We start from the raw sequence: 25,594 nt of genomic DNA on the forward strand, positions 1-25,594 counted from the left end.
CCACCCGATTACAAGTTCAGGGTGTTCATCTCAGGCCAGAAGCGGCGCGTGACGCCCAGGATCAAACGCGAGCTGCGCCGGCGCTCGGCCGTCGAGCCGGTCATCGGCCATCTCAAATCCGAGCATCGCATGGGGCGCAACTACTTCTGGTACCGCAAGGGCGACGCCGCCAACGCCGTCCTCGCCGCCGCCGGATACAACTTCCGCCGTCTCATCCGCTGGCTGGAGCTTTTGTTGCACCAAATCCTGGTCAGGCTCATCCTCCGATTTCAGCTCGTCCCAAGCTGAAATCAGACTTCTTCACGGGCGACCGGTTTGCGTGAAGAAAAACGCGTCAAAACAAGAATCTAGAGCTTCGGTTCTGATTCAGTCGGAACCGAAAAATGCTCTAGATGACTTGGCGTGTGCGGCGCGCGACGCCGCGCCGCTCCTGCGGACGGACGCCATAGGCCATCTGCGCATCCGCCGCCGTGCCGCGCCGCAGCGGACGCGTCTGCGGCGCCAGCGCCGCAGTCGCGATCAGCTGAGTCACAAAGCCCGCGTCAGGGCGTGGCAGCGGCCGCTTCGGCACGTAGTTCAGGGATTCGGTCCGCGGGACGAGTTCAGCCGAACTGGTGGTGGCGCCGGTTAGAACCTCGCCGTCCAGCACTCGCCTTGATCTGCCGCCTTCCGGCATCGCCGATCCCACTCGATTGTCACGTTTCGGGACGCTACCATCCCCTTGGACCTGAATTCGCAAGGTCCATGCCGGCGCAGGGAGTTTTGTTCCCTGCGGCAGCAAAACGTGGTTTCCAGATTGTTTATGAACTTTACCTAAGGTCTGAGCGGAAACAGAGGCACACTCCGAGCTTGGAGCCACTTACCCACTGTCACGTGCGTCCACCAGTATCCACTTGGCCGTGTCCTGAAATGAGGCGACAGCAGATGCCTTCCATCCCGCCAGCCGCCGACATCCTGGCTTCGCTCGGCCAGGCGACCTTCATCTGGGACATTGCCTCCGATGCGCTCGTCTGGAGCGACAATGTCGCCTCGGTTTTCCCCGATCTCCCGCTGGAGGCGCTTGCAAGCGGTGCAGCACTTTCCAGGCTGATCGAACCCTCGCGCACGATCCGGTCCGATGCGCTCGGCCAGCCCGCGCCGTTACGCAGCGGCGAGAGCATGCCCTACCGGATAGAGTATGGCGTGCGGACCAGCACCTCGGCGCCCGTGATCTGGATCGAGGAAACCGGCTGCTGGTTTGCCGGAACGGACGGACGGCCGGTGCGTGCCCAGGGCGTGATCAGGATCGACAACGAGCGCCATGCCCGCGACGAGCAGCTCGTGAAGCTGTCGCGGCACGATCCGCTCACCGGCGAGCTCAACCGCACCCACCTGATCGCCGCGCTCGCCGAGGCGGTCGAGGAGTCCACACGCTTCCGTTCGGCCAGCGCCTTCATGCTGATCGGCATCGATCATCTGGCGCGGATCAACGACGCCTTCGGCTTCGATGTCGCCGATGCCGTGATCGCGGAAATCAGCAGGCGCATCCGCGCCCGCTTGCGCGGCGGCGATGTGCTCGGGCGATTCTCCGGCAACAAGTTCGGGCTGATCCTGCGCAACTGCACCGTCGACGATGCCAATGTCGCCGCCGAACGTTTTCTCACCGCCGTGCGCGAGGAGATCGTGCCGACCAAGTCGGGCCCCGTCTCCGTCACGGTGTCGATCGGCGCGGTCAGCGTGCCGCGCCACGCCCGCACTGCCGACGAGGCGATCAACCGTGCCCAGGAGACGCTCGACACCGCCAAGAGCCGCCGGGCCGGCTCGTTCCTGCTTTGGAAGCCGAATGTCGAGCGTGACGCCCAGCGCCGTGTCAACATCCGCGTCACCGACGAGATCGTCACCGCGCTGAACGAACGGCGCATCGTGGTGGCGTTCGAGCCGGTGGTCGAGGTGCAGTCGCGGCAGCCCGCCTTCTACGAGTGCCTGGTGCGCATGCAGCAGGAGGACGGGCGGGCGCTGTCGGCGCCCGACATCGTGCCGGTTGCCGAGCGCCTCGGCCTGATCCGGCTGGTCGATCACCGCGTCCTCGAGCTTGCGGTGGCCGAGCTTGCCGCTTCGCCCAAGGTTCAGCTCAGCCTCAACATCTCGCCGGACACCACGATGGATCCGGATTGGCTGGCCGGAATCGAATCGCTGATGGCCGCGCATCCCGGTGTCGGCGAGCGGCTGATCGTCGAGATCACGGAGACGGTGGCGATCAGCAATCTCGATGAGGTGCGCGGCTTCGTCACGCGCCTGAAGAATTTCGGCAGCCGGATCGCGATCGATGATTTCGGCGCCGGCTACACCTCGTTCCGCAACTTGCGCAAGCTCGGCGTTGATATCGTCAAGATCGACGGCGCCTTCGTGCAGAATATCGCGCATTCCGCCGACGACCGCGCCTTTGTGCAGACGCTGCTCGACCTCGCGCGCCGGCTCGGCATCAAGACCGTCGCGGAATGGGTGCAGGACGAAGCATCCGCGGCGATGCTGCGCGAATGGGGCTGCGACTATATCCAGGGCCGCCTGATCGGCCTGGCCTCTCCGACGCGGCCATGGGACACGGCCGATAAGGCGATGCCGGCGGCGGGGTAGCTGGTCGTCCCCGCGAAGGCGGGACCCATAACCACAGCGCGCGGTTTGTTGAGACGAGCCTGTCCGCTCGTTCACACCACAAAACCGGGCCCTGTGGTTATGGGTCCCGGCTCAAGGCCGGGACGACACGATCACTCTTCCTTCTTTGTCGTCGCTGTCTCGCGCGACATCCGCTCGAGGCGCTCCTGCATCTCCTTCATCTGGCGGCGCAGGTCGTCGATATTGCTTTCATCCGCCGGCGGCTCCGGCACTTTCTCGGGCTCGGACGTTGCGGTTCCCGTGCGCGGCGGCACGAATGGCTTGAACATGGAGAAGGTCTGCTGGAACAACTCCATGTTGCGCCGAACCTGTTCCTCGAGCGGGGCGAAGGGAGTTCCGCTGAGCGTACTTGCGATCTGCTTGCGGAATTTCTCCTGCTCTTTCGTCAGGGTCTCGATCGACTGCTCGAGATATTTCGGCACCACCATTTGCATGCTGTCGCCGTAGAAGCGGATCAACTGCCGAAGGAAAGTGGTCGGCAACAGGTTTTGGCCGGCCTTGTTCTCCTGCTCGAAGATGATCTGCGCCAACACCGATCGGGTGATGTCGTCGCCGGTCTTGGCGTCGTAGACGAGGAAATCCTCGCCTTCCTTCACCATCGAGGCGAGATCCTCGAGCGTCACATAAGTGCTGGTTCCAGTATTATAGAGCCGCCGGTTGGCGTACTTCTTGATCGTGGTCGGGTGTTCTGATTTTGCCATGGGGGCTCACACATCAACACCAGGAGGGAATCCCTGCAGCATTGCTGCAGGGCTGATGCACACGCATCGCAGCAAAGGTAAGCATGTTCAAAGCCGCTCGGCAACGATTTGTGCGGCACGGTTAATTCCAAAGCATAGTTATTGCTCAGGAAAGCTCCAACGAGGTCAATTTAAATGCGTCGCGGCAGGATTTGGCCGTCTGGCCGATTGACATGCCTCAAGGACGTTAACAGGATGAGGTCGAAAGATAGGCCCGCGTCCGGCCGCCCGCCCGCCGCCAAGCTACCCAAGGCCAGAACCTCAAGCTCCAAAACCTCAAGCTCCAGGAGATGCCCATGTCAGACGATGTCGTCATCGTCAGCGCCGCCCGCACCCCGGTCGGCAGTTTCAACGGTGCGTTCGCCAGCACCCCCGCCCATGACCTCGGCGCCATTGCCATCAAGGCGGCGCTGGAGCGTGCGGGCGTCGAGCCGGGCCGCGTGTCCGAAGTCATCATGGGTCAGATTCTGACCGCTGCGCAGGGCCAGAACCCGGCCCGCCAGGCCTCGATCGCCGCCGGCATCCCGGTGGAAAGCCCGGCCTGGGGCGTCAACCAGCTCTGCGGCTCCGGCCTGCGCTCGGTCGCGCTCGGCTACCAGGCGCTGGTCAATGGCGATTCCGATATCGTGGTCGCCGGCGGCCAGGAATCCATGAGCATGGCCCCGCACGCCCAGCATCTGCGCGGCGGCGTCAAGATGGGCGGGCTCGAGCTCGTCGACACCATGATCAAGGACGGCCTGTGGGACGCCTTCAACGGCTACCACATGGGCAACACGGCCGAGAACGTGGCGCGGCAATATCAGATCACCCGCGCCCAGCAGGACGAATTCGCCGTCTCCTCGCAGCAAAAGGCCGAGGCCGCGCAAAAGGCCGGCCGCTTCAAGGAAGAGATCGTCCCCGTCATCATCAAGACCCGAAAGGGCGACGTCGTGGTCGACACCGACGAATATCCGCGCCACGGCGCCACGGTGGACGCGATGGCCAAGCTCAAGCCCGCCTTCGAGAAGGACGGCACGGTGACCGCCGGCAGCGCCTCCGGCATCAATGACGGCGCCGCCGCCGTGGTGCTGATGACAGCGAAGCAGGCGGCGAAGGAGGGCAGGACGCCGCTCGCGCGGATCGTCTCTTGGGGCCAGGCCGGCGTCGACCCGAAGATCATGGGCACCGGCCCCATCCCGGCCTCCCGCAGCGCGCTGAAGAAGGCCGGCTGGAACATAGCCGATCTCGATCTGATCGAGGCCAACGAGGCGTTCGCGGCGCAGGCCTGCGCGGTCAACAAGGACCTCGGCTGGGATACGTCCAAGGTCAACGTCAACGGCGGCGCGATCGCGATCGGTCACCCGATCGGCGCGTCCGGCGCCCGCGTCCTTGTGACGCTGCTCCACGAGATGCAGAAGCGCGACGCCAAGAAGGGCCTCGCCACGCTGTGCATCGGCGGCGGCATGGGCATCGCGATGTGCGTTGCACGCGACTGAACAAGAGGCAACATGCCGGGTTGAATGATGAAAAGATCGTCTGTCAACCGCAGTGCAAGCTGATAAGAGAATGCCCGGCCTCGCGCCGGGCATTTTCGTTTTGAGAGCATGATCCGGACCCGGAGGGCCGCGTTAGCGCAAAGTGGACGCCGGTTTTCCCTCGCGACAAACGCGAAGCGTTTACGCGGAGATCATGTTCAATTGAGAGATGAATTTCAAAAGACCGGCACAATGTCGGCTTAGAAAAAAATGGCGAAGGAGGAGACGGACATGGCACGTGTTGCATTGGTAACAGGCGGGACGCGAGGCATCGGCGCCGCGATCAGCAAGGCGTTGAAGGCGGGTGGCTACAAGGTGGCGGCGACCTATGGCGGTAATGATGCCGCCGCGCAGAAGTTCAAGGACGAAACCGGCATTCCCGTCTACAAATGGGACGTCGCCTCGTTCGATGCCTGCGCTGCCGGGATCAAGCAGGTGGAGGCCGACGTCGGCCCGATCGACGTGCTCGTCAACAATGCCGGCATCACCCGGGACACTGCATTCCACAAGATGACGCTGCAGCAGTGGAATGAAGTGATCAACACCAATCTCGGCTCGCTCTTCAACATGACGCGCCAGGTGATCGAGGGCATGCGCGCCCGCAAGTTCGGCCGCATCATCAACATCTCCTCGATCAACGGTCAGAAAGGCCAGTTCGGCCAGGTCAACTATTCTGCGGCCAAGGCCGGCGATATCGGCTTCACCAAGGCGCTCGCGCTCGAGAACGCCAAGGGCGGGATCACCGTGAACGTGATCGCCCCCGGCTACATCAACACCGAGATGGTGCAGGCGGTGCCGAAGGACGTTCTGGAAAAGAACGTGATCCCGCAGATCCCGGTCAACCGCCTGGGCGAGCCCGAGGAGATCGCGCGTGCGGTGCTGTTCCTGGCGGCAGACGACGCCGGCTTCATCACCGGCTCGACATTGACCGTGAACGGCGGCCAATATCACGCGTGATGTAGGCGTCCGCCGCGGCGACAAGTCTTAGAGCATGATCCGGAAAAGTGGACACCGGTTTCCGAAAAGATCATGCTCAAACAAAGAGATGAGATCATGATCCGATTCCGTTCAATCGGATCATGATCCAGCCGTTATGCCCGGGCTTGTCCCGGGCATTTGCGTCCTTATAAGGCACGCCAGCAATGAAGACGCGGATGACCGGGACCAGCCCGGCCATGACGGAAACATTCCTATGACTCCCCGCACCGCCACCCTCATCGGCCTGACTGCGATCATCATGTGGTCGCTGCTCGCCGTGCTGACGGTTGCGACCGGCAAGATCCCCGCCTTCCAGCTTGCGGCGATGACGTTCGCGATCGGCGCACTGGTCGCTTTCACGACCTTCATCTTTCGTCCCGCCGCGTTCGGTGCGCTGAAGCAGCCGCCGGTCGCCTGGCTCGTCGGCGTCGGCGGCCTGTTCGGCTATCACGCGCTGTATTTCCTGGCGCTGCGCTTTGCGCCGCCCGCGGAAGCCGGACTGTTGAATTATCTCTGGCCGCTGTTGATCGTGCTGTTCTCTTCATTCCTGCCGGGCGAGCGGCTGGCGCCGCATCACATCATCGGTGCCGTCCTGGGGCTTGTGGGGACCGTGCTGCTGTTCGCCGGCAACACTAGCGGGTTCGCGCCGGGCCAGATCCCAGGCCTTGCCGCGGCGTTCGTCGCGGCCTTTGTCTGGGCCAGCTATTCAGTGATGTCGCGCCGGCTCAAATCGGTGCCGACCGATGCCGTGGCCGGTTTCTGTCTCTTCACCGCGCTGCTCGCGGCGATCGTGCACAAGATGGTCGAGACCACGGTGTGGCCGGAGACATCTGGACAATGGCTTGCCATCATCGCGCTCGGCGTCGGTCCGGTCGGCGCTGCCTTCTTCACTTGGGACATCGGCATGAAGCGCGGCGACATCCGCGTGCTCGGCGCCGCTTCCTACGCAACACCGCTGCTCTCTACCGCCTTCCTGATCCTCGCCGGCTTCGCGCAGGCGACGGCCGCGATCGCCATCGCCGCGATCCTGATCGCCGGCGGTGGCCTCGTCGCCGCAAGGGACATGTGGAAGAAGTGAAGCGGGGTGGGCAAAGCGAAGCGTGCCCACCATTGCGAGCGGAGTGCTGATGGTGGACACGCTGCGCTTTGCCCATCCTACGACGCTGCGGAGCTAATCAGGCTCCCAGCCCTTCGGCGCCAGTTCGAACTTCGCAAATTCGAATGCCGGTGCAACGGTGCATCCGACCAGCGTCCAATCGCCGGTGCACTCCGCCGCCTGCCACGCATGCCCCGGCACGATCGCCTGCGGCACTTCGCCGGCTGCCAGATCAGGACCGAGGCGGATTTCGCGTTGTCCGCTCGCATCCGCGATCCGCAAGGTCAGCGCATCGCCTGCGTAATAGTGCCAGATCTCCACCGCATCGACGCGATGCCAATGCGACCGCTCACCGCGCGCGAGCAGAAAATAGATCGCGGTCGAGCGCGATCGCCCGCCCGCATCCGTCGCGTCATCGCGAAACGTCTCGCGATAATGGCCGCCTTCCGGATGCGGCTTCAGCCCAAGTTGCGCGATGATCTCGGCGGCAGTCGGCTTTGGCATCACGACTTGTTCTTGCGCTCGCGCAACTCGCCGAACACCTGGGCTCCGTCAGCGCCCTTCATGTGCAGCTTGGCGGCCACCGCCGGGTCGTCGGCGCGCAGGAACACGTTGGCTTTCTTCTCCTCGCCAAGCAGCGTCGGGATCGTCGGCTTGTTCGCCGCGCGCAGCCGCGTCACTTCCTCGGCGCGGGCTTTCAGCACCGGATTGTCCGACTCCACCGTCAGCGCGAACTTGACGTTGGCGGCGGTATATTCGTGGCCGCAATAGAGGCGGAAATCATCCGGCAGCGCGCGCAGCTTGAGCAGCGAATCCCACATCATCGGATAGTTGCCCTCGAACACCCGGCCGCAGCCGATCGAGAACAAGGTGTCGGCGGCAAACACCGCCTTTTCGCCGTCGAACACATAGGAGATGTGGTCGAGCGTATGGCCCGGCGTCTCTAGCACCCGCGCGAGCAGGCTGCCGACCTTGATCACGTCGCCATTGGCGGCGCGCAGGTCGACATCGGCGATCGCAGTGGTCTTGTCGTGCGGCGCGACGACGCGGCAACCATATTTCTGTTTCAGTTCGGCAACCCCGCCGACATGGTCATGATGGTGATGGGTGATGAGGATATCGGTCAGATTCCAGCCCTCGCGCTCCAGCGCCGCGATGATGGGGCCGGCTTCCGGCGCATCGATCGAAGCGGTGGCCTTGGTCGCGGGGTCGTGGACCAGATAGCCGAAATTGTCGGTCAGGCAGGTGAAGAGACGGATTTCCGCAGTCATGGTATCTCCCGCGAACGGCCAGGCGTTACTGTTTGAGCATGGTCTCCGCGCAAACGCTTCGCGTTTGTCGCGAGGGAAAACCGGTTCCCACTTTTCCGCACCATGCTCTAACACGCCCCATCTGTGCGGGAAATATGGCGTTAACGCTCGTGCGACAATGCAATTCCGGAAAACATGCGCGTGACGGCGCCGTGGGCGCGTGCTGCAGGTGCCGGTTTTCCCTCGCGACAAACGCCAAGCGTTTGCGCGGGGATCATGACCAAACGATCCGATTTCCATCTGACCGGATCATGCTCTAGGTTGGCTCAATGGACGTCATCGATCTCCGCGATTTCTATTCGCAGCGCCTGGGCATTGTAGCGCGCCAATTGATCAATCGCGGCATTCGCGAGCGGTGGCCGGGGGCCGAGGGCCAGCGCGTGCTCGGGCTCGGCTACCCTACCCCCTATCTCGGCCTGTTCCGCGAGGATAGCGAGCGCTGCATCGCCTTCATGCCGGCGTCACAGGGGGTCCTGAAATGGCCGACGGGCCGGCCGGCGCTGGCGACCCTGGTCGACGAATTCTCGATGCCGCTCGCGGATGCCGCGGTCGACCGCGTGCTGGTCGTGCATGCGTTGGAGATGTCTGACGATCCGGAGCGGCTGCTCCGCGAGGTGTGGCGGGTGCTGGCGCCGTCAGGCCGGCTGATCGCGGTAATCCCCAATCGCCGGGGTGTATGGACGCGCACCGACACCACGCCGTTCGGCCACGGTCGGCCCTATTCGCGGGCACAAATCACGCAATTGCTGCGGCAGACCTGGTTCACGCCGACCGCGTGGGGTGAGGCGCTGTTCGTGCCGCCGGTCGCGGGTAGCTGGTTCTTGCGCTGGGCGATGGCCTGGGAGCGCCTCGGCGCAGCGCTGTCATTGCCGTTCGCGGGCGTCCACATCGTGGAAGCGACCAAGCAGGTCTATCGCGCGATCCCCGCGAACCGCGAACGCGCGCGGCTCATCCCGTCGCTGCAGCCGGTGCTCGTGCCGTCGTCGTCGCGGGGGTGATTCGGAATTGCAGGGTGCGCAAAGCGACTTGTTGCGCCGTAGCTCAACGAGCGAAGGCGGAAACGCGCTCACCAGTGCGAGCGGAGTGTTGGATGGTGGGCACGGCGCTTGCGCGCCTTTGCCCACCCTACGATCTTATCGCGGGGCTAACTACTCATTCCCCGGATTGAAGTCTTCGCTCTGCTGGGGCTGCGCGGCGGCGTCGGGGCGCGGGCCGTGCGGGCGTCGACGGCGGCGCGGGAAGCGCTCGCTACGTTCGCTGCGCTCTCCGCCGCCACCATTGCTCTCATAATTGCCATTGGCCTGTGGCTGCGCGCCTCCGGTGATGAAGGAGGGCAGGCGGTCGACACCGCCATTCTCCGCGATCACTGGCTGCGGCTGGTTCTGCGGCGGCGCCTGGTACTGCGGCTGCTGACGATGCTCGCGCTCGCGATGCTCTCGCGGCTGCTGCTGGTCGCGCTGATAGGGCTGTTGATTGTTCTCGCGCGCAAAGGGTGGTTGCAGCACGAAGCCGGGTTCCTGGCCGAAGCTCGAGTAGCTGTCGTCATCGTCGCCCTCGTCGGTCGTCGTCGCTTCGTTGTTGTCGACACGGGGCTGCTGCTGATTCTGCCGAAGCTGTTCCTGTGCCGCGGCGATGATGCGGAAGTAATGCTCGGCGTGCTGATAGTAGTTCTCGGCGGCGACCGGATCACCGGAGGAGCGCGCATCGCGCGCCAGCTGAACGTATTTTTCCGCAACGTGGGAAGCTGTGCCGCGGATCTTGATGTCGGGTCCGTTCGATTCGAACACCCGGGTCAACGGGTTCTGACCGCGCCGGTTGTTGTTGTTGTTGTTATTGTTGTTGTTCCGGTTACGCATCCGCTTGTTATTTTGACCGTTTCTCATGTCTCGCCTTTTATTCCAGCCCTATAAGTTACCAGCGTTGAAATTGCCGTTGCGGTGGAAGTTGCCATTGCAACCGGCGCATGCGCTCGCGCGCACCGAATCATGATGCCATTCGGATCAATGCCAAAGTTTGCCGACCATCGCGTTGAGCAAAGACGCGTTCCCCAACCGCCGGCCGGTCCGGCCTGCGGATCAATTATTCAGCTTGCCAAGGCAAGCGCAGTTCTCTCACGTAAGTCTTCAAGCGTAATAACAGGCTTTCGTTCGCTTGGCGGTCGAGAGCAGCACAGCTCCGGCTATTGCGCTCACACAGACCTGCGTTTTGGAACCTTTGATCGGCGGGCTCTCGGCGAGAACCCTGGTCTTCACCCGTTAACGGCTACGGGGCCAACACCGATGTCATGACCGGAACGTAGTCGTTCCCGGGGGATATTCCAAGAGGTTTTTTTGCGTTCCAATAGGACTTTATCACGGCAATTTGCGGCCCGATACCGCCCGTGGGATGCCGGCCAGATCGGGCCTCGGCGGACCGGCGGGGACGAGCCCGGCGGCGGTCATCAAAGCTTCAATCGCCTCGCTCTGGCCGATGCCTGATTCGACAACCAGGGCGCCGTTGCCGGCCAGCAAACCCGCAGCCTGCGGGATCAGCGCGCGATAGGCATCCAGCCCATCGTCGCCGCCATCGAGCGCGGCAACCGGGTCGTGCTCGCGCACCTCGACCGCGAGGTCGGCAATATCTGCGGACCGGATATAGGGCGGGTTCGAGACGATCAGGTCGAAGCGGCCGGGGAGACCCGATGCATAGTCGCAGGCTACGAAGGTCGCACGATCGCCAATGCCTAGTGCCAGTGCATTGGCCCGCGCCGTCTTGAGTGCCTCCGTGCTGATGTCGGTGCCGATCCCGCTCGCGGTAGGTATCTCGGAGAGCAGCGCCAGCAGGATTGCGCCGGTGCCGGTACCGAGATCGGCGATCCGCAACGGCTTTTCCAAAGCGCCTTCCGCGCGCAGGATCTGAAGCGCGAACTCCACCACGGTTTCGGTGTCGGGTCGCGGCACCAAGGTCGCGGCGGAGAGCTTTAGCGGCAGCCCCCAGAATTCCTTTTGCCCAAGGATGCGCGCGACCGGTTCGCCGCCAAGACGACGCCGCGTGAACGCTTCGAGTGCTGCGGCTTCGTTCTCCGTCAGCGTCCGGCTCGCCGCCGTGATCATGCCGGTCAGGTCGAGCTTGAGCACCGCGCCGAGCAGCATGTGCGCATCGAGCTCGGCCGAATCGATGGCGGCCGATTTGAAGCGTGCCGCGAGTTGTCGCCGCGCGGTCTCGACCCTTCGTCCAGCAAACTCATTCATCGCTTCGTAGCCCGGATGGAGCGCAGCGCAATCCGGGATTCGCGCAACCCGATCCACCGGTCCCGGATTGCGCTACGCTTCATCCGGGCTACAGGGGTCCTCACGCCGCCGCACCTTGTGCCGCGAGTTGCGCGGCCTGGTGCTCCGTCGTCAGCGCGTCGATCAATTCGCCGAGCGCTTCGCCCGAGATCACCTGCGGCAACTTGTAGAGCGTCAAGTTGATGCGGTGATCGGTGACGCGCCCTTGCGGAAAATTATAGGTGCGGATGCGCTCGCTGCGATCGCCGGAGCCGACCTTCTCCTTGCGGTCGGCCGAGCGCGCCGCGTCGGCGCGCTGGCGCTCGGCATCGTAGATGCGCGAGCGCAGGATGTTCATCGCCGACGCCCGGTTCTTGTGCTGCGAGCGGCTGTCCTGCATCATCACCACGATGCCGGTCGGGATATGGGTGATGCGGATCGCCGATTCCGTCTTGTTGACGTGCTGGCCGCCGGCGCCCTGCGCCCGCATCGTCTCGATCCGCAGATCCTCGTTCTTGATGTCGACATCGACGTCCTCGACCTCGGGCAGCACTGCGACCGTGGCGGCGGAGGTGTGGATGCGCCCCTGCGTCTCGGTGTCGGGCACACGCTGCACCCGATGCACGCCGGATTCGAATTTCAGCTTCGCGAATGCGCCGCGGCCCTGCACCTCGGCGATGATTTCCTTGTAGCCGCCGACCGTGCCTTCGCTCGCCGAGATCACCTCGACCTTCCAGCCCTGCAGGGCAGCAAAGCGCTCATACATGCGGAACAGGTCGCCGGCGAACAGCGAAGCCTCGTCGCCGCCGGTGCCGGCGCGGATTTCCAGCACGACGTTGCGGTCGTCCATCGCATCCTTCGGCAACAGCGCGATGCGGATCTTCTGCTCGAGCTCGGCAAGCCGCGCATGCAGCGTCTCGAGCTCGGCCTCCGCCATGCCGCGCATGTCTGGCTCGGTCGCGGGATCGGCGATCAGGCTCTGGGTGTCGGCGAGCTCGCTGCGCGCGGCGCGATAGGCCTTCACCGCCTCGATCAGCGGATTGAGCTCGGCGAGCTCGCGGGTGATCTGGACATAGCGTTCCGAATTCACCTGGCCGAGCAGTTCGGCCTCGAGCGAGGCGTGATGGGCGAGCAGGACATCGAGTTTGGCTTCGGGCAACATGGATAGTTCTCAAATGACGGGAAGGGCAGGGCGGCGTCACCAACGAGAGCGTCGCTACAAGGTGAGCCCTTCGGCTTCCGCAAATTCCGTCAGCTTCTCGCGGATCGACACGCTACCGCTCGGCGCATCCAGAAGCGGGTTGATCATCGCTTCGGCTTTCTTGGCGTCGAGCTCGAGGATCATCGCCTTCACCGGCCCGTGCGCGGTCGCCGACAGTGACAGCGAGCGGTAGCCGAGCGCGATCAGCGCCAGCGCGCCGATCGGCTTCGATGCCATCTCGCCGCACAGCGAGGCGACCTTCTTGACGGACTGCGTCTTGCGCACGATGTCGCGCAACGCGCGCAGGATCGGCGCGGACAGCGTGTCGAACCGTTCCGAGACCTTGGCGTTGCCGCGGTCGACCGCAAACAGGAACTGGAACAGATCGTTCGATCCGACCGAGAGGAAGTCGACCCGCTTCAGCAGCTCGTCAAGCTGGTAGAGCAGCGCAGGAACCTCGACCATGGTGCCGACATCGACACGCTCGGGCAGTGAATGGCCGTGCTGGCGGAGATAAGTCAGTTCACGCTCGACGATGGCCTTGGCCTGATCGAACTCGGCAACGTCTGAAATCATTGGGAACATGATCTTCAGCGCGCGCCCGCCAGCAGCGCGCAAGAGTGCACGGATCTGGCCGCGCAACAGTCCCGGCCGGTCGAGGCCGAGCCGGATCGCGCGCCAGCCGAGCGCCGGGTTCTCCTCGACCACGGTCTCCATGTAGGGGAGCGCCTTGTCGCCGCCAATGTCGAGCGTGCGGAACGTGACAGGCTTCGCTCCCGCCGCATCCAGCACGGTACGATAGAGCGCGAGCTGATCGCTGGAGCGCGGCAAATTCGGGCTCACCATGAACTGCAGCTCGGTGCGGAACAGGCCGATGCCGGCGCTGCCGGTGTCATCGATATGCGGCAGGTCGATGGTCAGGCCGGCGTTGATCAGGAGTTCGATCGGCTGGCCGTCCTTGGTCACGCAGGGCTTGTCGCGCAGCGCCGAGTATTGCGCCTGGCGTCGGGCGCGGAATCGGACCCGCTCGGCATAAGCGGATTCGATCTCGGTCGAAGGGCGGACATAGATCTCGCCCGAGATGCCGTCGACGATGATGGCGTCGCCGGGGTCGGCGATGCCGGGCGCATTCGGCACTTCGCCGACCGCGGGAATGCCGAGCGCGCGCGCCACGATCGAGACGTGCGAATTGGCGGTGCCTTCCTCCAGCACCAGGCCTCGCAATCGCTTGCGATCATAGTCGAGCAGCGCGGCAGGTCCCATCGCGCGCGCGATCAGGATCGCGTTGTCGGGCAGTTGTTCGCGCGACGGCGCATGGTCCTGGCCGACCAGCTGCCGCATCAGGCGGTGGCCGAGATCTTCGAGGTCATGCAGCCGGTCGCGCAAGTAGGGATCGGTCGAGCGCAGCATGCGCGCGCGGGTGTCGGACTGCACGCGTTCGACCGCGGCTTCGGCGGTGAGGCCGGTGGCAACCGCCTCATGCAGCTTGTGCGACCAACCCTGGTCGTTGGCGAACATGCGATAGGCTTCCAACACGTCGCGATGCTCGCCGCCGTCAGCGACGTCGCCGCGTTCCAGGAGCCGGTCGAGGTCCGAGCGCAGCTTGGTCAGCGCCGTGTCCAGCCGCTTGATCTCCTTCGGCAGGTCCTCGGCGATATAGTTGGTGATGACGACGCGCGGCTCGTGCAGCACGACATGGCCGAGCGCGATGCCCTCGGAGAGGATGGCGCCGGTCTTGTGCATCGAATGCCGCGCCGCGGGCTCGGCGCCTGGTTGCGCCAACGCCGCCAATTCGCCCGAGGCAATCATCTCCGCCAGCACCATGGCGGTGGTCTGCAGCGCCTCGACCTCTTCCTCGACATAAGTGCGCTTGGCGCGGTTCTGCACCACCAGCACACCGAGCGTGTTGCCGGCGCGCAGGATCGGCACGCCGAGGAAGGAATGGTAGATCTCTTCGCCGGTTTCCGGGCGATAGGAGAAGGCCGGGTGGCTTTGCGCGTCGCTCAAATTGAGCGGCGTGGCCTCGCTGGCGACGAGGCCGACCAGGCCTTCGTGCGCGCTGAGCACAGTTCTGTGGACAGCGTCGCGGTTCAGACCTTCGGTGGCGTAGAGCTCGAGGGTGTTATCGACGCGCAGCACATAGACCGAGCAGACCTCGGCCACCATATTGGCCGCGATCAGGACCACGATCTTGTCCAGCCGCTCCTGGGCCGAGACTTGCTCCGCCATGGTTTCGCGGAGCCGTCTCAACAGGACGCGGGGACCTCCCGAAGCGCTCCGCATAGGTTAAAACCCTCCCCCATATGGCCAGCAGGCCGTGTGGCCGGTAGCTGGCGAGAAACTCGACTAATCCAACAATTTTATCCATCGGCGCCGCCGCAACTTCGCAACCCGGCCGAATCGGATTCGCCGAGACTGTGACACAGTTTGCGGCGCCCTCCGATCAGGCCGTATAGCCAATCGAGGCTTGTTTTGCCAAGCAAAACGCCTGCCAAGGGATATAACGTCTCTGTCAGCCGAATGCTGCAGTCGCTAAGAGAAATTCTTACTCGCAACAGCGAGAAATGTGGGCTCGAGCGGCTGTTCCACCTCTCCCACTGGAGATGGACCAGGAACCGCTTCAGGCCTGGTCGAGACCGTACAGCGTGTGCAGTGTACGCACCGCGAGCTCGGTATAGGCGGCATCGATCAGCACCGAGAACTTGATCTCGGAGGTGGTGATGGCGCGGATGTTGATGTTGCGTGCGGCGAGCGCAGCAAAGGCCTTGGCGGCGACGCCGGCATGGCTGCGCATGCCGCTGCCGATGACAGATACTTTCGAGACGTCGGTGGCGCTGTCAAAGCGCTGGTAGCCGATCTTGCTCTTGGCCGCGGTGATGGTGTCGCGGGCGCGGGTGTAGTCGGCCGCCGGAACGGTGAAGGTAAGGTCCGTGGTCTTGCCGTCCTCGGAGACGTTCTGCACGATCATGTCGACATTGATGCTGGCATCCGCGAGCGGGCCGAAGATTGCAGCCGCGACACCCGGCTTGTCCTCGATCTGGCGCACGGAAATCTGGGCTTCGTCCTTGGAGAAGGCGATGCCGGTGACGACGTGCATTTCCATGATTTCCTCCTCGCTGCAGATCAGCGTGCCCGGCGGCGTGCCGTGCGGGTCGATATCTTCGGGCTTGTCGAAGCTGGAACGGACGAAGATTGGCATGTTGTGCACCATGCCGAGTTCCACCGAGCGCACCTGCAGGACCTTGGCGCCCTGCGACGCCAATTCCAGCATGTCCTCGAACGCGATCTTGTCGAGCCGATGCGCCTTCGGCACCACGCGCGGGTCGGTGGTGTAGACGCCGTCAACGTCGGTATAGATGTCGCAGCGGTCGGCTCGGACCGCCACTGCAATCGCCACCGCCGAGGTATCGGAACCGCCGCGGCCGAGCGTGGTGATGCGGCCGGTCTCGGGATTGATGCCCTGGAAGCCGGCGATGACCGCGACCTCCTTCCGCTCCTTGAAGCGGTTCATGATCTCGCTGCCGTCGATATCGAGGATGCGCGCCGAAGCGTGCGCCTCGGAGGTCTTGATCGGGATCTGCCAGCCCTGCCACGAGCGCGCCTGGATACCCATGCTCTGCAACGTGATCGCGAGCAGGCCGGAGGTGACCTGCTCGCCCGAGGCGACGACGGCGTCGTATTCGCGCGCGTCGTGCATCGCGGAGGCTTCGCTGCACCAGGCCACCAACTCGTTGGTCTTGCCGGACATGGCCGAGACCACCACGGCAACATCGTGCCCGGCATCGACCTCGCGTTTGACATGGCGTGCGACGTTGCGGATTCGGTCGATATTGGCGACGGAGGTGCCGCCGAACTTCATCACGAGGCGGCCCATGACGACGCGTGCATTCCCTGTGAGGATAGGTAGAGTGCCCGCGCTTTAACCCAAGCGCGGGGGCTGAAACGCGCGTATACATAGCGAAGCGGCCGGGGGCAAGCGGGTTCCTGGCGCCGTCGGCAGCGGGGGGCTCGGGTGGCTATGGCGCGGCGGTAACTGAGGCGTTTGTATGGGGCGGTATATCGACGAGATCCTGCAGCCGGGCGAGAGGGTGCTGTATTCAACCAATGCGCACTGGATCTTCTTCCTGCCGGCAATTGTTGGCTGGGTCGTGGCGATTGTCTTCGTTGTCCTGGCCTACATGGTACCAGCCGGCGCGCCGGCGGTGCTGTGCCTGGTGCTCGCTGGCGTCGCGGCGATTGCAGCATTGTACAAGACGGTGACGGCCTGGTTCCACCGCTGGACCACCGAGACCGATGTGACCAATCTGCGGATTGTCCACAAGGAGGGATTCATTCAGCGCGAGACGTTTGAAATGAGCCTCGACAAGGTCGAGAGCGTCGACGTCTCACAGAGTATTCTTGGCCGTATCCTCAACTACGGCAACGTACGAATCCTCGGCGTCGGCGAGGGGCAAAAGACGATCAAGATGATTGCCTCGCCGCTCGCATTCCGCAGTTACATCACGGCGCGATAGGGGCGCGCATCAATGGCTATGCAATCTGACTTTTCCGGCACCACGGTCGACCCGGCCGAGGTCGCAAAATTCTCAAAGCTCTCGGCGGAGTGGTGGGACCCGCGCGGCAAGATGGCGCCGCTGCACAAGATCAATCCTTTGCGGATCGGCTATATCCGCGATGCGGCCTGCCGCAAGTTCGATCGCAACGCCAGGAGCCTGAGCTGCCTGTCCGGCCTGCGCGTCCTCGATATTGGCTGCGGCGCCGGGCTGTTGTGCGAGCCGCTCGCACGGCTCGGCGCGCAGGTGATCGGCATCGATCCCTCCGCCTCCAACATCGCCGCCGCGAAACTGCATGCCGACAAGGGGCACCTGGCGATCGATTATCGCTGCACCACGGCGGAAGAAATGGACGCGCGCGAGCGCTTCGACATCGTGCTGGCGATGGAGGTCGTCGAGCATGTCACCGATGTCGGCGTGTTCCTGAAGCGCTGCGCGGCGATGCTCAAGCCCGGCGGGCTGATGGTGCTCTCGACGTTGAACCGCAACTGGAAGAGCTTTGCACTCGCAATCGTCGGCGCCGAATATGTCCTGCGCTGGCTGCCGCGCGGCACCCATCAGTGGAGCAAGTTCGTCACTCCCGACGAGCTCGAGCATCACCTGCAAGAGAACCGCCTCACCATCACCGACCAGGCCGGCGTCGTCTACAACCCGCTCGCCGACAAATGGAACATCTCCTCCGACATGGACGTGAACTACATGGTGGTCGCGGAGGAGCGGTAGGGGACGACAGCGAATTTGTGGCTTCGGCGCAATCCTGTCATGCGCTGTTCCGGTTGACCGCGCGCGCGGCGCCCGCCACGGTGATTGCGTTTTCACAGCCCGCCCGCGATCCTCCCGCAGATGCTAACGATTTCCTCGCTCTGGATTCCCTTCACCGTCGTCGCTGCGCTCGGACAGGTCGCGCGCAATGCGATGCAGCGGTCGCTGACCGGGCCGCTCGGGACCTGGGGCGCGACCAATATCCGCTTCCTGTTCGGCTTTCCGTTCTCGATCCTGTTCTTCGCGCTGGTCATGGTGGCGACGGGCGATCCGCTGCCCTGGCCGCCAGCGGTGTTCTGGCCGTGGCTGCTGCTCGGCGCGCTCAGCCAGATCGTCGCCACCGGCTTGATGCTGCTGGCGATGAACGAGCGCTCCTTCGTGGTGACCACGGCCTATCTGAAGACCGAGGCGATCCAGACCGCGATCTTCGGCTTCGTCTTCCTCGGCGATCACCTCACCTTGCTGAAGGTGATCGCGATCCTGATCGCGACCATCGGCGTCGTCATCACTGCGCTGCGGCCCGGCGGCGAGAAGGGGTTTGCGGAGCTGAAGCCGACCATCATCGGCCTGGTCGCGGCGGCCGCCTTCGCGCTGTCGGCGATCGGCTTTCGCGGTGCGATCATCGCGGTGCCCGGCGTCTCCTTCGTGACCGCGTCGTCCTATACGCTGGTGTTCGGCCTGTTCGTGCAGACGCTGGTGCTGTCGATCTATCTGTTGCTGCGCGCGCCCGGCGTGCTCAAGGCGATCCTCGGACTATGGCGGCCCTCGATGCTGGCGGGCTTCATGGGCGCGTTCGCCTCGCAATTCTGGTTCCTCGCCTTCGCGCTGACGGCGGCGGCGAACGTGCGAACATTGGCGCTGATCGAGGTCTTGTTCGCGCAAGGCGTGGCGTACTACTCGTTCAAGCAGCCGATCTCGCCGCGCGAGCTTTCCGGAATCGTCCTGATCGTGATCGGCGTGGCGCTGTTGATCGCGGCGTGAGGATCAGTTGCGGTCGTCCGGCAGCACCGGCAGCGGCGAGACCTCGACGCCTTCGTCGATCAGCGAGCGCGCTTCCTCCGGCGAGGCTTCGCCGTAGATCGGGCGGTGCTCGATATCGCCGTAATGCATCTTGCGCGCCTCGGTGGGGAAGCGGTCGCCGACATTGTCGGCGTTCTTGACGATGTGGTCGCGCAATTCCTTCAGCTTGGTGCGCAGTTCGCGCTCCTGCGCCATCATCAGCGGCGTTGATTCGGCTGGCGCGGGCGCCGGCTGCTCGGCGGCCACGGGAGGTGCGCTTTCGCGTCCCTTCTTGCCGACGATCTGCGGCGCCATGATCGCCTTCTCGACCTTGGCCGTGCCGCAGGTCGGGCAGATCACGAGCTTGCGGCGCACCTGCTGGTCATAGGCCGACGAACTCTGGAACCAGCTTTCGAAAGCATGGCCCCGTTCGCAGCGCAGGTTGTAGCGGATCATGCCGAGCCCCGGACGAGGTGCAGATGCTCCGGACCTGCCTTGGGGTCGGCGACCGTGAAGCGGCGCCCGTGCTGCAGCGAGGGGATCGCCCTGCGCGCGGTCTCGACCTTGGCCGGATCGATCTTCGCCAGGAACACGCCCGGCTCGACGCCGCCCTCGGCGAGAATCTCGCCCCAGGGATCGATGATCAGCGAATGACCATAGGTCTCGCGCTTGTTCTCATGCAGGCCGGCTTGCGCGGCGGCAAACACGAAGCAGCCGGTCTCGATGGCGCGGGAGCGAAGCAGAATGTGCCAATGCGCCTCCCCGGTCTTGCGGGTGAAGGCGGAGGGCACGGTGAGGAACGACGCGCCGCTTTCAGCCAGCGCACGGTAAAGCGCCGGGAAGCGCACGTCATAGCAGATCGTGAGTCCGAGCCGGCCCCAAGGCAGGTCGGAGATCACGGCAGTCTCGCCCGGCTGGTAATTGGCCGATTCGCGATAGCTCTCGCCGCCCGGCAGATCGATATCGAACATATGGATCTTGTCGTAGCTGGCGAGCAGGTTGCCGTCCGGGCCGATCAGGAACGAGCGGTTCACCGCCTTCTCCGGCGAGAAGCGCAGCGCCAGCGAGCCGACATGAAGGTGGATCTTCAATTCGGATGCGAGCGCGCGATAGGCCTTCAGCGACTTGTCGTCCTCTTCCGTCGCGAGATGCTCGAACAGCGCCTTGCGGTTCAATTGCATCATGTTGCTCACTTCGGGCGTGAGCACATAGTCCGCGCCTTGCGCCGCCGCCTCGCGCACCAGCTTCATGCCCTGCTCGAGACTCGGCTCCGGCAGAAGCGAGGTGCGCATCTGCACCATGGCGGCGGTGAAGGTGCTATCGGCGCCCATCAGGCCACGCCTTCGCTGGAGAGCAGCCCATCGAGCTTGCCCTCGCGGTCGAGCGCATAGAGCTCGTCGCAGCCACCGACATGGGTGTTGCCGATGAAGATCTGCGGAAAGGTCGAACCGGCGCCAGCCCGCTTGTACATCTCGTCGCGATAGGCCGCGTCGCTGGCAATGTTCAATTCGGTGAACGCCGCCTTCTTGCGGGTCAGAAGCGACTTGGCCGCGGAACAATAGCCGCAGCCCGGGCGGGTATAGATTTCAATCGCAGCGGTCATGGTGAGCTCGGTTGTGATTTTGTTCGGGATTATATGGGACCTTTGTGGCTATCGACAACCCGGGCGAACACCAGCACGTCGACCTGTGCCGCTTTGGCGCGCAGAAGCGCCCGCGCGCAGGCGTCAACCGTCGCTCCCGAGGTCAGGACGTCATCGACGAGGATCACCCGGCGCCCCTGGACTTCGGCGGCTCGGTCCGGCGCCACTTTGAACGCACCCTGGACATTGGTCGCCCGCTGCGCCCGCGACAATCCGACCTGCTGCTCGGTCGAGCGCACCCGGCGCAGCGCATCGGAGGCGAGGTTGACGCCGCTTTGGCGCGAAATGACGCGGGCAAGCCCGCCGGATTGGTTGTACCGGCGGCTCCAGCCGCGCCGCCAGTGCAGGGGAACCGGCACTAAAATATCGGCGTCGCGGAGCAATTCCTTCCCCGCCCGCGCCATCCAGCGACCCATTGCCGGCGCCAGATCGGTGCGGTCCTGGTATTTCAATGCGTGCACCAGCGTGCGCGCCACGTCGTCATAGCGCACAGCGGCGCGGGCGCGCTGGTAGGCCGGTGGATTGGCGATCGCCTCCATCGACAACAGCTCCGGACCGGGGTCGTAGACGAAGGGAATGCCGAGCCGCGGGCAGAACGGTGGTGCAATGAACGACAATTTGGCCCAGCAGGTGGCGCAGACGCCCTCGCCGTCGACCGGCTCGCGGCAGGCAACGCACAGCGTCGGCAGCGCGATGTCGAGCATCAGCCGCGCTGCATGCGTCCATGCTCCCTGCGCAACGCTCAGCGCGCCGCGCAAATGGCCTGCAATGGAGCGGGATGGTGATGCCTCGGCGCCCATGGAACGAGGGTAAAGCATGATCCGGAAAAGTGGAAACCGGTTTTCCGAAAAGATCATGCGCAAACAGCGTTACCAAAGTGCGAGCTCAAGCATTGCGTTGCCAGCGGCGGAGGCAAAGCGTACCAACCGGCATGGCCGCAAACCCGACCGCACCCGTGTTGTTCGACCGCGCGCTGTTGTCGGCGCGGCTGAAGCGCGCGCAGCAAAATGCGCCGGTCACCTTCCTGCTCGAGCGCGTCGCCGAGGACATGGCGGAGCGATTGCAGGCGGTCACGCGGGAGTTTGCCGATGCCGCCGACATCTGGACGCCGGGCAGTGCGCTCCATGATCTCTTGCGCGAGCGATGCAAGTCCGTCCGCGAGGTTGCGCTGGAGGCTTCCGAAGTCCTTCCGCTGCCGCCGCAATCGCTCGATCTCGCGGTCTCCGCGCTCGCCTTCCAGTTCGTCAACGATCTTCCCGGCGTGCTCGCGCAGATCCGTCGCGCGCTGAGGCCGGACGGGCTGTTGCTGGCGGCGATGATCGGCGGCGATACGCTGACCGAGCTCAGGCAATCCTTCGCCGCCGCCGAAGCCGAATGCGAAAGCGGGGTGTCGCCGCGCGTCGCGCCATTCGCCGATCTGCGCGACGTCGGTGCGCTGTTGCAGCGTGCCGGCTTCGCACTGCCGGTGACCGATGTCGACCGCATCGTCGTGCGCTACGACAACGCTTTCGCGCTGATGCAGGAATTGCGGCGCATGGGGGCGACCAACATCCTGGTTGAGCGGCGCCACGCGCCGACCCGCCGCGCCACCCTGCTGCGGATGGCGCAGATCTATGCCGAACGCTTCGCCGATTCTGATGGCCGCATCCGCGCCACTTTCGATGTGATCTGGCTGTCCGGCTGGTCACCGCATGAGAGCCAGCCCAAACCGCTGCGGCCGGGTTCGGCGAAAGCGAGTTTGGAAGAGGCGGTGAAGCGCCTTCACCCACCCCCGAAAGGGGAGGGTCGACGCGAATGAAATGAGCGGCGGGGAGGGGTCACAGTCTCTCCATTGAGATGGTGTCCGAGAGGAGAGAGTTGACCCCTCCCCGTTTCGCATTCCGCTGTGCTGCATGCGAACCGACCCTCCCCTTTCAGGGGAGGATGAAGGCTCACAGCAGCAGATCGATCAGATGCGGGATCAGCGGAATGTCCGCTGCCGGCATCTCATAGTCGCGCAATTTGTTGGCGCGGACCCAGGCGAGATTCTGTCCCTCGCGCGCGGTCACCATGCCGTCCCAGCGCCGGCAGATATAGAGCGGCATCAGCAAATGAAACGTCTCGTAGGCGTGGCTCGCGAAGGTCAGCGGTGCCAGGCACGGCTCGGCGACGGTGATGCCGAGCTCTTCGTGCAATTCGCGGATCAGCGTCGCTTCCGGCCGCTCGCCTGCCTCGACCTTGCCGCCCGGGAACTCCCAGAGACCAGCCATCGGCTTGCCCGCAGGCCGCTGCGCCAGCAGCACGCGCTTGTCGGCATCAACAAGCGCGCAGGCAACCACGAGGGTGAGTTTGATATCGGTCATGCGCTACACACTTGAATTGTCATGACGGCGGATCGCAGGATGGGTTTCGCTTCGCTCTACCCATCCTACGCCGGACAGCTTACGACCGATAATCGCCGTTGATCGCGACATATTCCTTGGTGAGATCGCAGGTCAGTACGCGGTCGCGGCCCTTGCCGAGGCCGAGGTTGATCTTGATCTGGATCTTCGGGTCCTTCATCGCCTGCGACACTTCCGCCTCGTTATAGGAGGGGTCGCGGGCGCCGCTTTTGGCGACGCGGATGCCGTTGAAGGCGATCGAGAGCTTGTCGCGGTTGGCGGGCTCGCCGGCCTTGCCGACCGCCATCACCACACGGCCCCAATTGGCGTCCTCGCCGGCGATCGCGGTCTTCACCAGCGGCGAGTTCGCCACCGACATCGCGATCTTTCGGGCGGACGCCTTGGTGGTAGCGCCATCGACGATGATCTCGACCAGTTTCCGCGCGCCTTCGCCGTCACGCGCCACCTGTTCGGAAAGGTCGGCGAGCACGTCGCGGAAGGCTTTGGCAAACGCTTTCAGGCGCGGATCGCTGGCGCGGCTGATCTTCGGCGCGCCATGAGCTGCGGCGGCGCCGGTCGCGAATGCCAAGAGCGTGTCCGATGTCGAGGTGTCGCCGTCGATGGTGACGGCGTTGAAGGTATCCTCGACCCCGCTCTTGAGGAGCTGCTGCAGTGCGGCTGAAGACAGCGGCGCGTCGGTGAAGATGAAGGACAGCATCGTCGCCATGTCGGGTGCGATCATGCCGGCGCCCTTGGCCATGCCGTTGATCGTCACCTTGGCCTTACCGAGCTTCACGGTCGCGGTCGCCACCTTCGGGAAGGTGTCGGTGGTCATGATCGCCTTGGCCGCACTCATCCAGTCGTCGGGCGCCGCCGTTTCGGCAAGCGTCGCCAGCACGCCATCGAACTTGGTCGCATCGAGCGGCTCGCCGATCACGCCGGTGGAGGCCAGGAAAATCTCGTTGACGCCGCAGCCGACCGCCTTGGCGGCAATCTGTGCAGTCAGCGTGGTCGCCTGCTTGCCGGTCTTGCCGGTGAAGGCATTGGCATTGCCTGAATTGACCACCAGCGCACGCGCTTGCCCGTTGCCGAGCTTGGCGCGGCACCATTCCACCGGGGCCGACGGGCATTTCGACTTGGTGAAGACGCCGGCGACGGTGGTGCCCTTGTCCATCACCGCGAGCAGCACATCGGTGCGCCCCTTGTAGCGGATGCCGGCCGCCGCCGTCGCAAGCCTGACGCCCGCGATCGCGGGCAAATCGGGAACGTCTGTCGGGGCGAGGGGAGAAACGGCGGTGGACATGGAGAGCTTCCAGCTTCGAGGAGGGAAGCGCTCTGTATCATTTCAATTGTCGGAGCGGGAGAGGGGGCGCGACACAGTGACGGTGTCGTCCCGGCCTTGCGCCGGGACCCATAACCACCGTCATCAACTGTTCAAGAAACTGTTCGCCATAGCGACAAGAGAACGAAGACGAGTGAGGTCCCGGCCTTCGCCGGGACCATCACGTTACTTCTTCGCCGGCGGCGCCATCTTGGAGTCGGACGGCTTGGCGGGGGCCGACGCGTCCGGCTTGGTCTCGCTCTTGGCGGTCTCTTCCGGCTTGTCCATGCGCTCGATCTTGGCAGCCTCGCGCAGCTTGGCGACATAGTCGGCCTGCGCCTTGCGGGTCACATAGGTCTCGATCTGGCCCTTGACCTGGTCGAAGGGAGGCGCGGTGCGGTTGCGCTTTTCCTCGACCTTGATGATGTGCCAACCGAACTGCGACTTCACGGGGTCGGAGATCTTGCCCGGTGCGAGCGAGAAGGCGACGGCGGAGAATTCCGGCACCATCTGCTCTTTGGTGAAGAAGCCCAGGTCGCCGCCATCGGAAGCGCCGGGATCCTTCGACTTCTTCTTGGCGAGTTCGGCGAAATCGGCGCCCTTGTCGAGCTCGGCCTTGATCGCCTTGGCCTCGTCCTCGGTCTCGACCAGGATGTGGCGGGCATGCACTTCCTGCTCGCCGGTGATCTGCTTGGAGGCCTCTTCATAGACCTTCTTCATGGCGTCGTCGGTGGTCGCGGCCTTGCCCTCGCTGGCGAGCAGGCTGTCCATCAGCAGCCGGTTGCGGGTGAAGGCGAGGCGCTTCTTGAACTCGTCGGTATTGTCGACCTTCTTGTCCTCGGCAGCCTTGGCGACGATCTTCATGTCGATCAGGAAGGACAGCACGTTGTCCTTCCGCGTCGCGGGGTCCATCTGCTGCAGGCTCGGCCCAAGTTCCTCTTCGGCGATCGCCACGTCGCTCTGCCGGATTTCCTGCCCGTTGACCTTGGCGAGCACTGGGTTGGAATCTTCGGCGCGGACCGGCAGGCCGAAGGCGAGAACCGCGGCGATCGAGGCAGTCACGGCCAGGGACGCGAGGCCGACACGCAAGCCGGGTTTCATTTCCGCGAACGACGTGGTCATGCAAAATCCTTAACTTGTCTCGGACAGGGGGAACTTCTCTTGAGCGGGGCGGACACTCGCCCAATCAAGGCGGATTGGCAACGCGAAAAGTCTGAC

General features: G+C 64.3%; 25 protein-coding genes and 1 pseudogene. 10 read left to right on the forward strand and 16 right to left on the reverse strand.

The annotated features are described in order from the left end of the window. Positions 1–288 (forward strand): annotated as a pseudogene (locus K288_RS0123925) (IS5/IS1182 family transposase); the annotation flags it as partial. A 100-nt stretch (positions 289–388) separates the two neighbouring features. On the opposite strand, the gene K288_RS0123930 reads toward K288_RS0123925, so the two are convergent. Beyond that, the gene (locus K288_RS0123930) at positions 389–688 is read right to left on the reverse strand and encodes a hypothetical protein (RefSeq protein ID WP_244443232.1); all 300 of its coding nucleotides are present in this window, start codon (positions 686–688) and stop codon (positions 389–391) included. A gap of 236 nt (positions 689–924) precedes the next feature. On the opposite strand from K288_RS0123930, the gene K288_RS0123935 reads away from it, so the two are divergent. After that, on the forward strand, positions 925–2,613 hold the full coding sequence (locus K288_RS0123935; protein WP_043160550.1) for a bifunctional diguanylate cyclase/phosphodiesterase: 1,689 nt from the start codon (positions 925–927) through the stop codon (positions 2,611–2,613). A 131-nt stretch (positions 2,614–2,744) separates the two neighbouring features. Here the strand turns inward: K288_RS0123935 and phaR are convergent, their stop codons facing one another. Further along, on the reverse strand, positions 2,745–3,353 hold the full coding sequence (phaR, locus tag K288_RS0123940; protein ID WP_027581844.1) for a polyhydroxyalkanoate synthesis repressor PhaR: 609 nt from the start codon (positions 3,351–3,353) through the stop codon (positions 2,745–2,747). Positions 3,354–3,688: 335 nt separating this feature from the next. On the opposite strand from phaR, the gene K288_RS0123945 reads away from it, so the two are divergent. The 3 genes from K288_RS0123945 (at position 3,689) to K288_RS0123960 (ending at position 6,962) form a co-directional block, all read left to right on the forward strand. Beyond that, entirely contained in the window at positions 3,689–4,867 is a 1,179-nt protein-coding gene (locus K288_RS0123945) for an acetyl-CoA C-acetyltransferase (RefSeq protein ID WP_027581845.1), read from the forward strand. 270 nt (positions 4,868–5,137) lie between these two features. After that, on the forward strand, positions 5,138–5,863 hold the full coding sequence (gene phbB / locus K288_RS0123950; RefSeq protein ID WP_027581846.1) for an acetoacetyl-CoA reductase: 726 nt from the start codon (positions 5,138–5,140) through the stop codon (positions 5,861–5,863). Positions 5,864–6,098: 235 nt separating this feature from the next. After that, a complete protein-coding gene (locus K288_RS0123960) occupies positions 6,099–6,962 on the forward strand; it encodes an EamA family transporter (protein WP_027581847.1) in 864 nt (287 codons plus the stop codon). 93 nt (positions 6,963–7,055) lie between these two features. Here the strand turns inward: K288_RS0123960 and K288_RS0123965 are convergent, their stop codons facing one another. Further along, a complete protein-coding gene (locus K288_RS0123965) occupies positions 7,056–7,484 on the reverse strand; it encodes a cupin domain-containing protein (RefSeq protein WP_027581848.1) in 429 nt (142 codons plus the stop codon). Next, positions 7,484–8,251 carry a hydroxyacylglutathione hydrolase gene (gloB, locus tag K288_RS0123970; RefSeq protein WP_027581849.1) on the reverse strand — a complete coding sequence of 256 codons (768 nt, stop codon included), beginning with the start codon at positions 8,249–8,251 and terminating at the stop codon, positions 7,484–7,486. The genes K288_RS0123965 and gloB overlap by 1 nt, the downstream gene beginning before the upstream one ends. A gap of 308 nt (positions 8,252–8,559) precedes the next feature. Here gloB and K288_RS0123975 point away from each other — a divergent pair, with 308 nt between their 5' ends. Then, the gene (locus K288_RS0123975) at positions 8,560–9,288 is read left to right on the forward strand and encodes a methyltransferase domain-containing protein (protein ID WP_027581850.1); all 729 of its coding nucleotides are present in this window, start codon (positions 8,560–8,562) and stop codon (positions 9,286–9,288) included. A 150-nt stretch (positions 9,289–9,438) separates the two neighbouring features. On the opposite strand, the gene K288_RS0123980 is transcribed toward K288_RS0123975, so the two are convergent. From K288_RS0123980 to K288_RS0124000, 5 genes are all read right to left on the reverse strand, one after another. Beyond that, complete coding sequence (locus K288_RS0123980; RefSeq protein WP_027581851.1) at positions 9,439–10,173, reverse strand: DUF4167 domain-containing protein; 735 nt, start codon at positions 10,171–10,173, stop codon at positions 9,439–9,441. Between the two features lie 468 nt (positions 10,174–10,641). Beyond that, on the reverse strand, positions 10,642–11,520 hold the full coding sequence (gene prmC / locus K288_RS0123985; protein WP_027581852.1) for a peptide chain release factor N(5)-glutamine methyltransferase: 879 nt from the start codon (positions 11,518–11,520) through the stop codon (positions 10,642–10,644). Positions 11,521–11,620: 100 nt separating this feature from the next. Beyond that, positions 11,621–12,700 carry a peptide chain release factor 1 gene (gene prfA, locus K288_RS0123990; RefSeq protein WP_027581853.1) on the reverse strand — a complete coding sequence of 360 codons (1,080 nt, stop codon included), beginning with the start codon at positions 12,698–12,700 and terminating at the stop codon, positions 11,621–11,623. A 54-nt stretch (positions 12,701–12,754) separates the two neighbouring features. Next, positions 12,755–15,022: a phosphoenolpyruvate--protein phosphotransferase gene (gene ptsP / locus K288_RS0123995; RefSeq protein ID WP_027581854.1), complete on the reverse strand. Its 2,268-nt coding sequence runs from the start codon at positions 15,020–15,022 to the stop codon at positions 12,755–12,757. A 337-nt stretch (positions 15,023–15,359) separates the two neighbouring features. Beyond that, positions 15,360–16,613 (reverse strand): aspartate kinase, encoded by a 1,254-nt coding sequence (locus K288_RS0124000; RefSeq protein ID WP_027581855.1) that lies wholly within the window; start codon positions 16,611–16,613, stop codon positions 15,360–15,362. Between the two features lie 172 nt (positions 16,614–16,785). Here K288_RS0124000 and K288_RS0124005 point away from each other — a divergent pair, with 172 nt between their 5' ends. From K288_RS0124005 to K288_RS0124015, 3 genes are all read left to right on the forward strand, one after another. Then, the gene (locus K288_RS0124005) at positions 16,786–17,253 is read left to right on the forward strand and encodes a PH domain-containing protein (protein ID WP_027581856.1); all 468 of its coding nucleotides are present in this window, start codon (positions 16,786–16,788) and stop codon (positions 17,251–17,253) included. A 12-nt stretch (positions 17,254–17,265) separates the two neighbouring features. Next, a complete protein-coding gene (gene ubiG, locus K288_RS0124010; protein ID WP_027581857.1) occupies positions 17,266–18,015 on the forward strand; it encodes a bifunctional 2-polyprenyl-6-hydroxyphenol methylase/3-demethylubiquinol 3-O-methyltransferase UbiG in 750 nt (249 codons plus the stop codon). A 120-nt stretch (positions 18,016–18,135) separates the two neighbouring features. After that, positions 18,136–19,035: an EamA family transporter gene (locus tag K288_RS0124015; RefSeq protein ID WP_027581858.1), complete on the forward strand. Its 900-nt coding sequence runs from the start codon at positions 18,136–18,138 to the stop codon at positions 19,033–19,035. Between the two features lie 3 nt (positions 19,036–19,038). On the opposite strand, the gene K288_RS0124020 is transcribed toward K288_RS0124015, so the two are convergent. Genes K288_RS0124020 through K288_RS0124035 form a run of 4 tightly spaced genes read right to left on the reverse strand, consistent with a single transcriptional unit; the run spans position 19,039 to position 21,495 of the window. Beyond that, entirely contained in the window at positions 19,039–19,509 is a 471-nt protein-coding gene (locus K288_RS0124020) for a DUF1178 family protein (RefSeq protein ID WP_027581859.1), read from the reverse strand. After that, positions 19,506–20,384 (reverse strand): carbon-nitrogen hydrolase family protein, encoded by an 879-nt coding sequence (locus K288_RS0124025; RefSeq protein ID WP_027581860.1) that lies wholly within the window; start codon positions 20,382–20,384, stop codon positions 19,506–19,508. Before K288_RS0124025 ends, K288_RS0124020 begins: the two co-directional genes overlap by 4 nt. Then, the gene (gene grxC / locus K288_RS0124030) at positions 20,384–20,656 is read right to left on the reverse strand and encodes a glutaredoxin 3 (RefSeq protein WP_027581861.1); all 273 of its coding nucleotides are present in this window, start codon (positions 20,654–20,656) and stop codon (positions 20,384–20,386) included. Before grxC ends, K288_RS0124025 begins: the two co-directional genes overlap by 1 nt. Positions 20,657–20,685: 29 nt before the next feature. Then, positions 20,686–21,495 carry a ComF family protein gene (locus K288_RS0124035; RefSeq protein ID WP_027581862.1) on the reverse strand — a complete coding sequence of 270 codons (810 nt, stop codon included), beginning with the start codon at positions 21,493–21,495 and terminating at the stop codon, positions 20,686–20,688. A gap of 131 nt (positions 21,496–21,626) precedes the next feature. On the opposite strand from K288_RS0124035, the gene K288_RS46380 reads away from it, so the two are divergent. Beyond that, positions 21,627–22,493: a methyltransferase domain-containing protein gene (locus K288_RS46380; RefSeq protein ID WP_043160554.1), complete on the forward strand. Its 867-nt coding sequence runs from the start codon at positions 21,627–21,629 to the stop codon at positions 22,491–22,493. Positions 22,494–22,626: 133 nt separating this feature from the next. On the opposite strand, the gene K288_RS0124045 is transcribed toward K288_RS46380, so the two are convergent. From K288_RS0124045 to K288_RS0124055, 3 genes are all read right to left on the reverse strand, one after another. Then, positions 22,627–23,037: a (deoxy)nucleoside triphosphate pyrophosphohydrolase gene (locus tag K288_RS0124045; protein ID WP_027581863.1), complete on the reverse strand. Its 411-nt coding sequence runs from the start codon at positions 23,035–23,037 to the stop codon at positions 22,627–22,629. A 79-nt stretch (positions 23,038–23,116) separates the two neighbouring features. Beyond that, entirely contained in the window at positions 23,117–24,358 is a 1,242-nt protein-coding gene (argJ, locus tag K288_RS0124050) for a bifunctional glutamate N-acetyltransferase/amino-acid acetyltransferase ArgJ (RefSeq protein ID WP_027581864.1), read from the reverse strand. Between the two features lie 204 nt (positions 24,359–24,562). Next, the gene (locus tag K288_RS0124055; protein ID WP_027581865.1) at positions 24,563–25,498 is read right to left on the reverse strand and encodes a peptidylprolyl isomerase; all 936 of its coding nucleotides are present in this window, start codon (positions 25,496–25,498) and stop codon (positions 24,563–24,565) included. Positions 25,499–25,594: the final 96 nt, after the last annotated feature.

The sequence above is a fragment of the Bradyrhizobium sp. Ai1a-2 genome, from assembly GCF_000426245.1.
Taxonomy (GTDB): domain Bacteria; phylum Pseudomonadota; class Alphaproteobacteria; order Rhizobiales; family Xanthobacteraceae; genus Bradyrhizobium.

Coding starts and splice junctions, on each gene's coding strand:
- K288_RS0123935 (WP_043160550.1), top strand. CDS start 925: ATGCCTTCCATCCCGCCAGCCGCCGACATCCTGGCTTCGCTCGGCCAG.
- phaR (WP_027581844.1), bottom strand. CDS start 3,353: ATGGCAAAATCAGAACACCCGACCACGATCAAGAAGTACGCCAACCGG.
- K288_RS0123945 (WP_027581845.1), top strand. CDS start 3,689: ATGTCAGACGATGTCGTCATCGTCAGCGCCGCCCGCACCCCGGTCGGC.
- phbB (WP_027581846.1), top strand. CDS start 5,138: ATGGCACGTGTTGCATTGGTAACAGGCGGGACGCGAGGCATCGGCGCC.
- K288_RS0123960 (WP_027581847.1), top strand. CDS start 6,099: ATGACTCCCCGCACCGCCACCCTCATCGGCCTGACTGCGATCATCATG.
- K288_RS0123965 (WP_027581848.1), bottom strand. CDS start 7,484: ATGCCAAAGCCGACTGCCGCCGAGATCATCGCGCAACTTGGGCTGAAG.
- gloB (WP_027581849.1), bottom strand. CDS start 8,251: ATGACTGCGGAAATCCGTCTCTTCACCTGCCTGACCGACAATTTCGGC.
- K288_RS0123975 (WP_027581850.1), top strand. CDS start 8,560: ATGGACGTCATCGATCTCCGCGATTTCTATTCGCAGCGCCTGGGCATT.
- K288_RS0123980 (WP_027581851.1), bottom strand. CDS start 10,173: ATGAGAAACGGTCAAAATAACAAGCGGATGCGTAACCGGAACAACAAC.
- prmC (WP_027581852.1), bottom strand. CDS start 11,520: ATGAATGAGTTTGCTGGACGAAGGGTCGAGACCGCGCGGCGACAACTC.
- prfA (WP_027581853.1), bottom strand. CDS start 12,700: ATGTTGCCCGAAGCCAAACTCGATGTCCTGCTCGCCCATCACGCCTCG.
- ptsP (WP_027581854.1), bottom strand. CDS start 15,022: ATGCGGAGCGCTTCGGGAGGTCCCCGCGTCCTGTTGAGACGGCTCCGC.
- K288_RS0124000 (WP_027581855.1), bottom strand. CDS start 16,613: ATGGGCCGCCTCGTGATGAAGTTCGGCGGCACCTCCGTCGCCAATATC.
- K288_RS0124005 (WP_027581856.1), top strand. CDS start 16,786: ATGGGGCGGTATATCGACGAGATCCTGCAGCCGGGCGAGAGGGTGCTG.
- ubiG (WP_027581857.1), top strand. CDS start 17,266: ATGGCTATGCAATCTGACTTTTCCGGCACCACGGTCGACCCGGCCGAG.
- K288_RS0124015 (WP_027581858.1), top strand. CDS start 18,136: ATGCTAACGATTTCCTCGCTCTGGATTCCCTTCACCGTCGTCGCTGCG.
- K288_RS0124020 (WP_027581859.1), bottom strand. CDS start 19,509: ATGATCCGCTACAACCTGCGCTGCGAACGGGGCCATGCTTTCGAAAGC.
- K288_RS0124025 (WP_027581860.1), bottom strand. CDS start 20,384: ATGGGCGCCGATAGCACCTTCACCGCCGCCATGGTGCAGATGCGCACC.
- grxC (WP_027581861.1), bottom strand. CDS start 20,656: ATGACCGCTGCGATTGAAATCTATACCCGCCCGGGCTGCGGCTATTGT.
- K288_RS0124035 (WP_027581862.1), bottom strand. CDS start 21,495: ATGGGCGCCGAGGCATCACCATCCCGCTCCATTGCAGGCCATTTGCGC.
- K288_RS46380 (WP_043160554.1), top strand. CDS start 21,627: ATGGCCGCAAACCCGACCGCACCCGTGTTGTTCGACCGCGCGCTGTTG.
- K288_RS0124045 (WP_027581863.1), bottom strand. CDS start 23,037: ATGACCGATATCAAACTCACCCTCGTGGTTGCCTGCGCGCTTGTTGAT.
- argJ (WP_027581864.1), bottom strand. CDS start 24,358: ATGTCCACCGCCGTTTCTCCCCTCGCCCCGACAGACGTTCCCGATTTG.
- K288_RS0124055 (WP_027581865.1), bottom strand. CDS start 25,498: ATGACCACGTCGTTCGCGGAAATGAAACCCGGCTTGCGTGTCGGCCTC.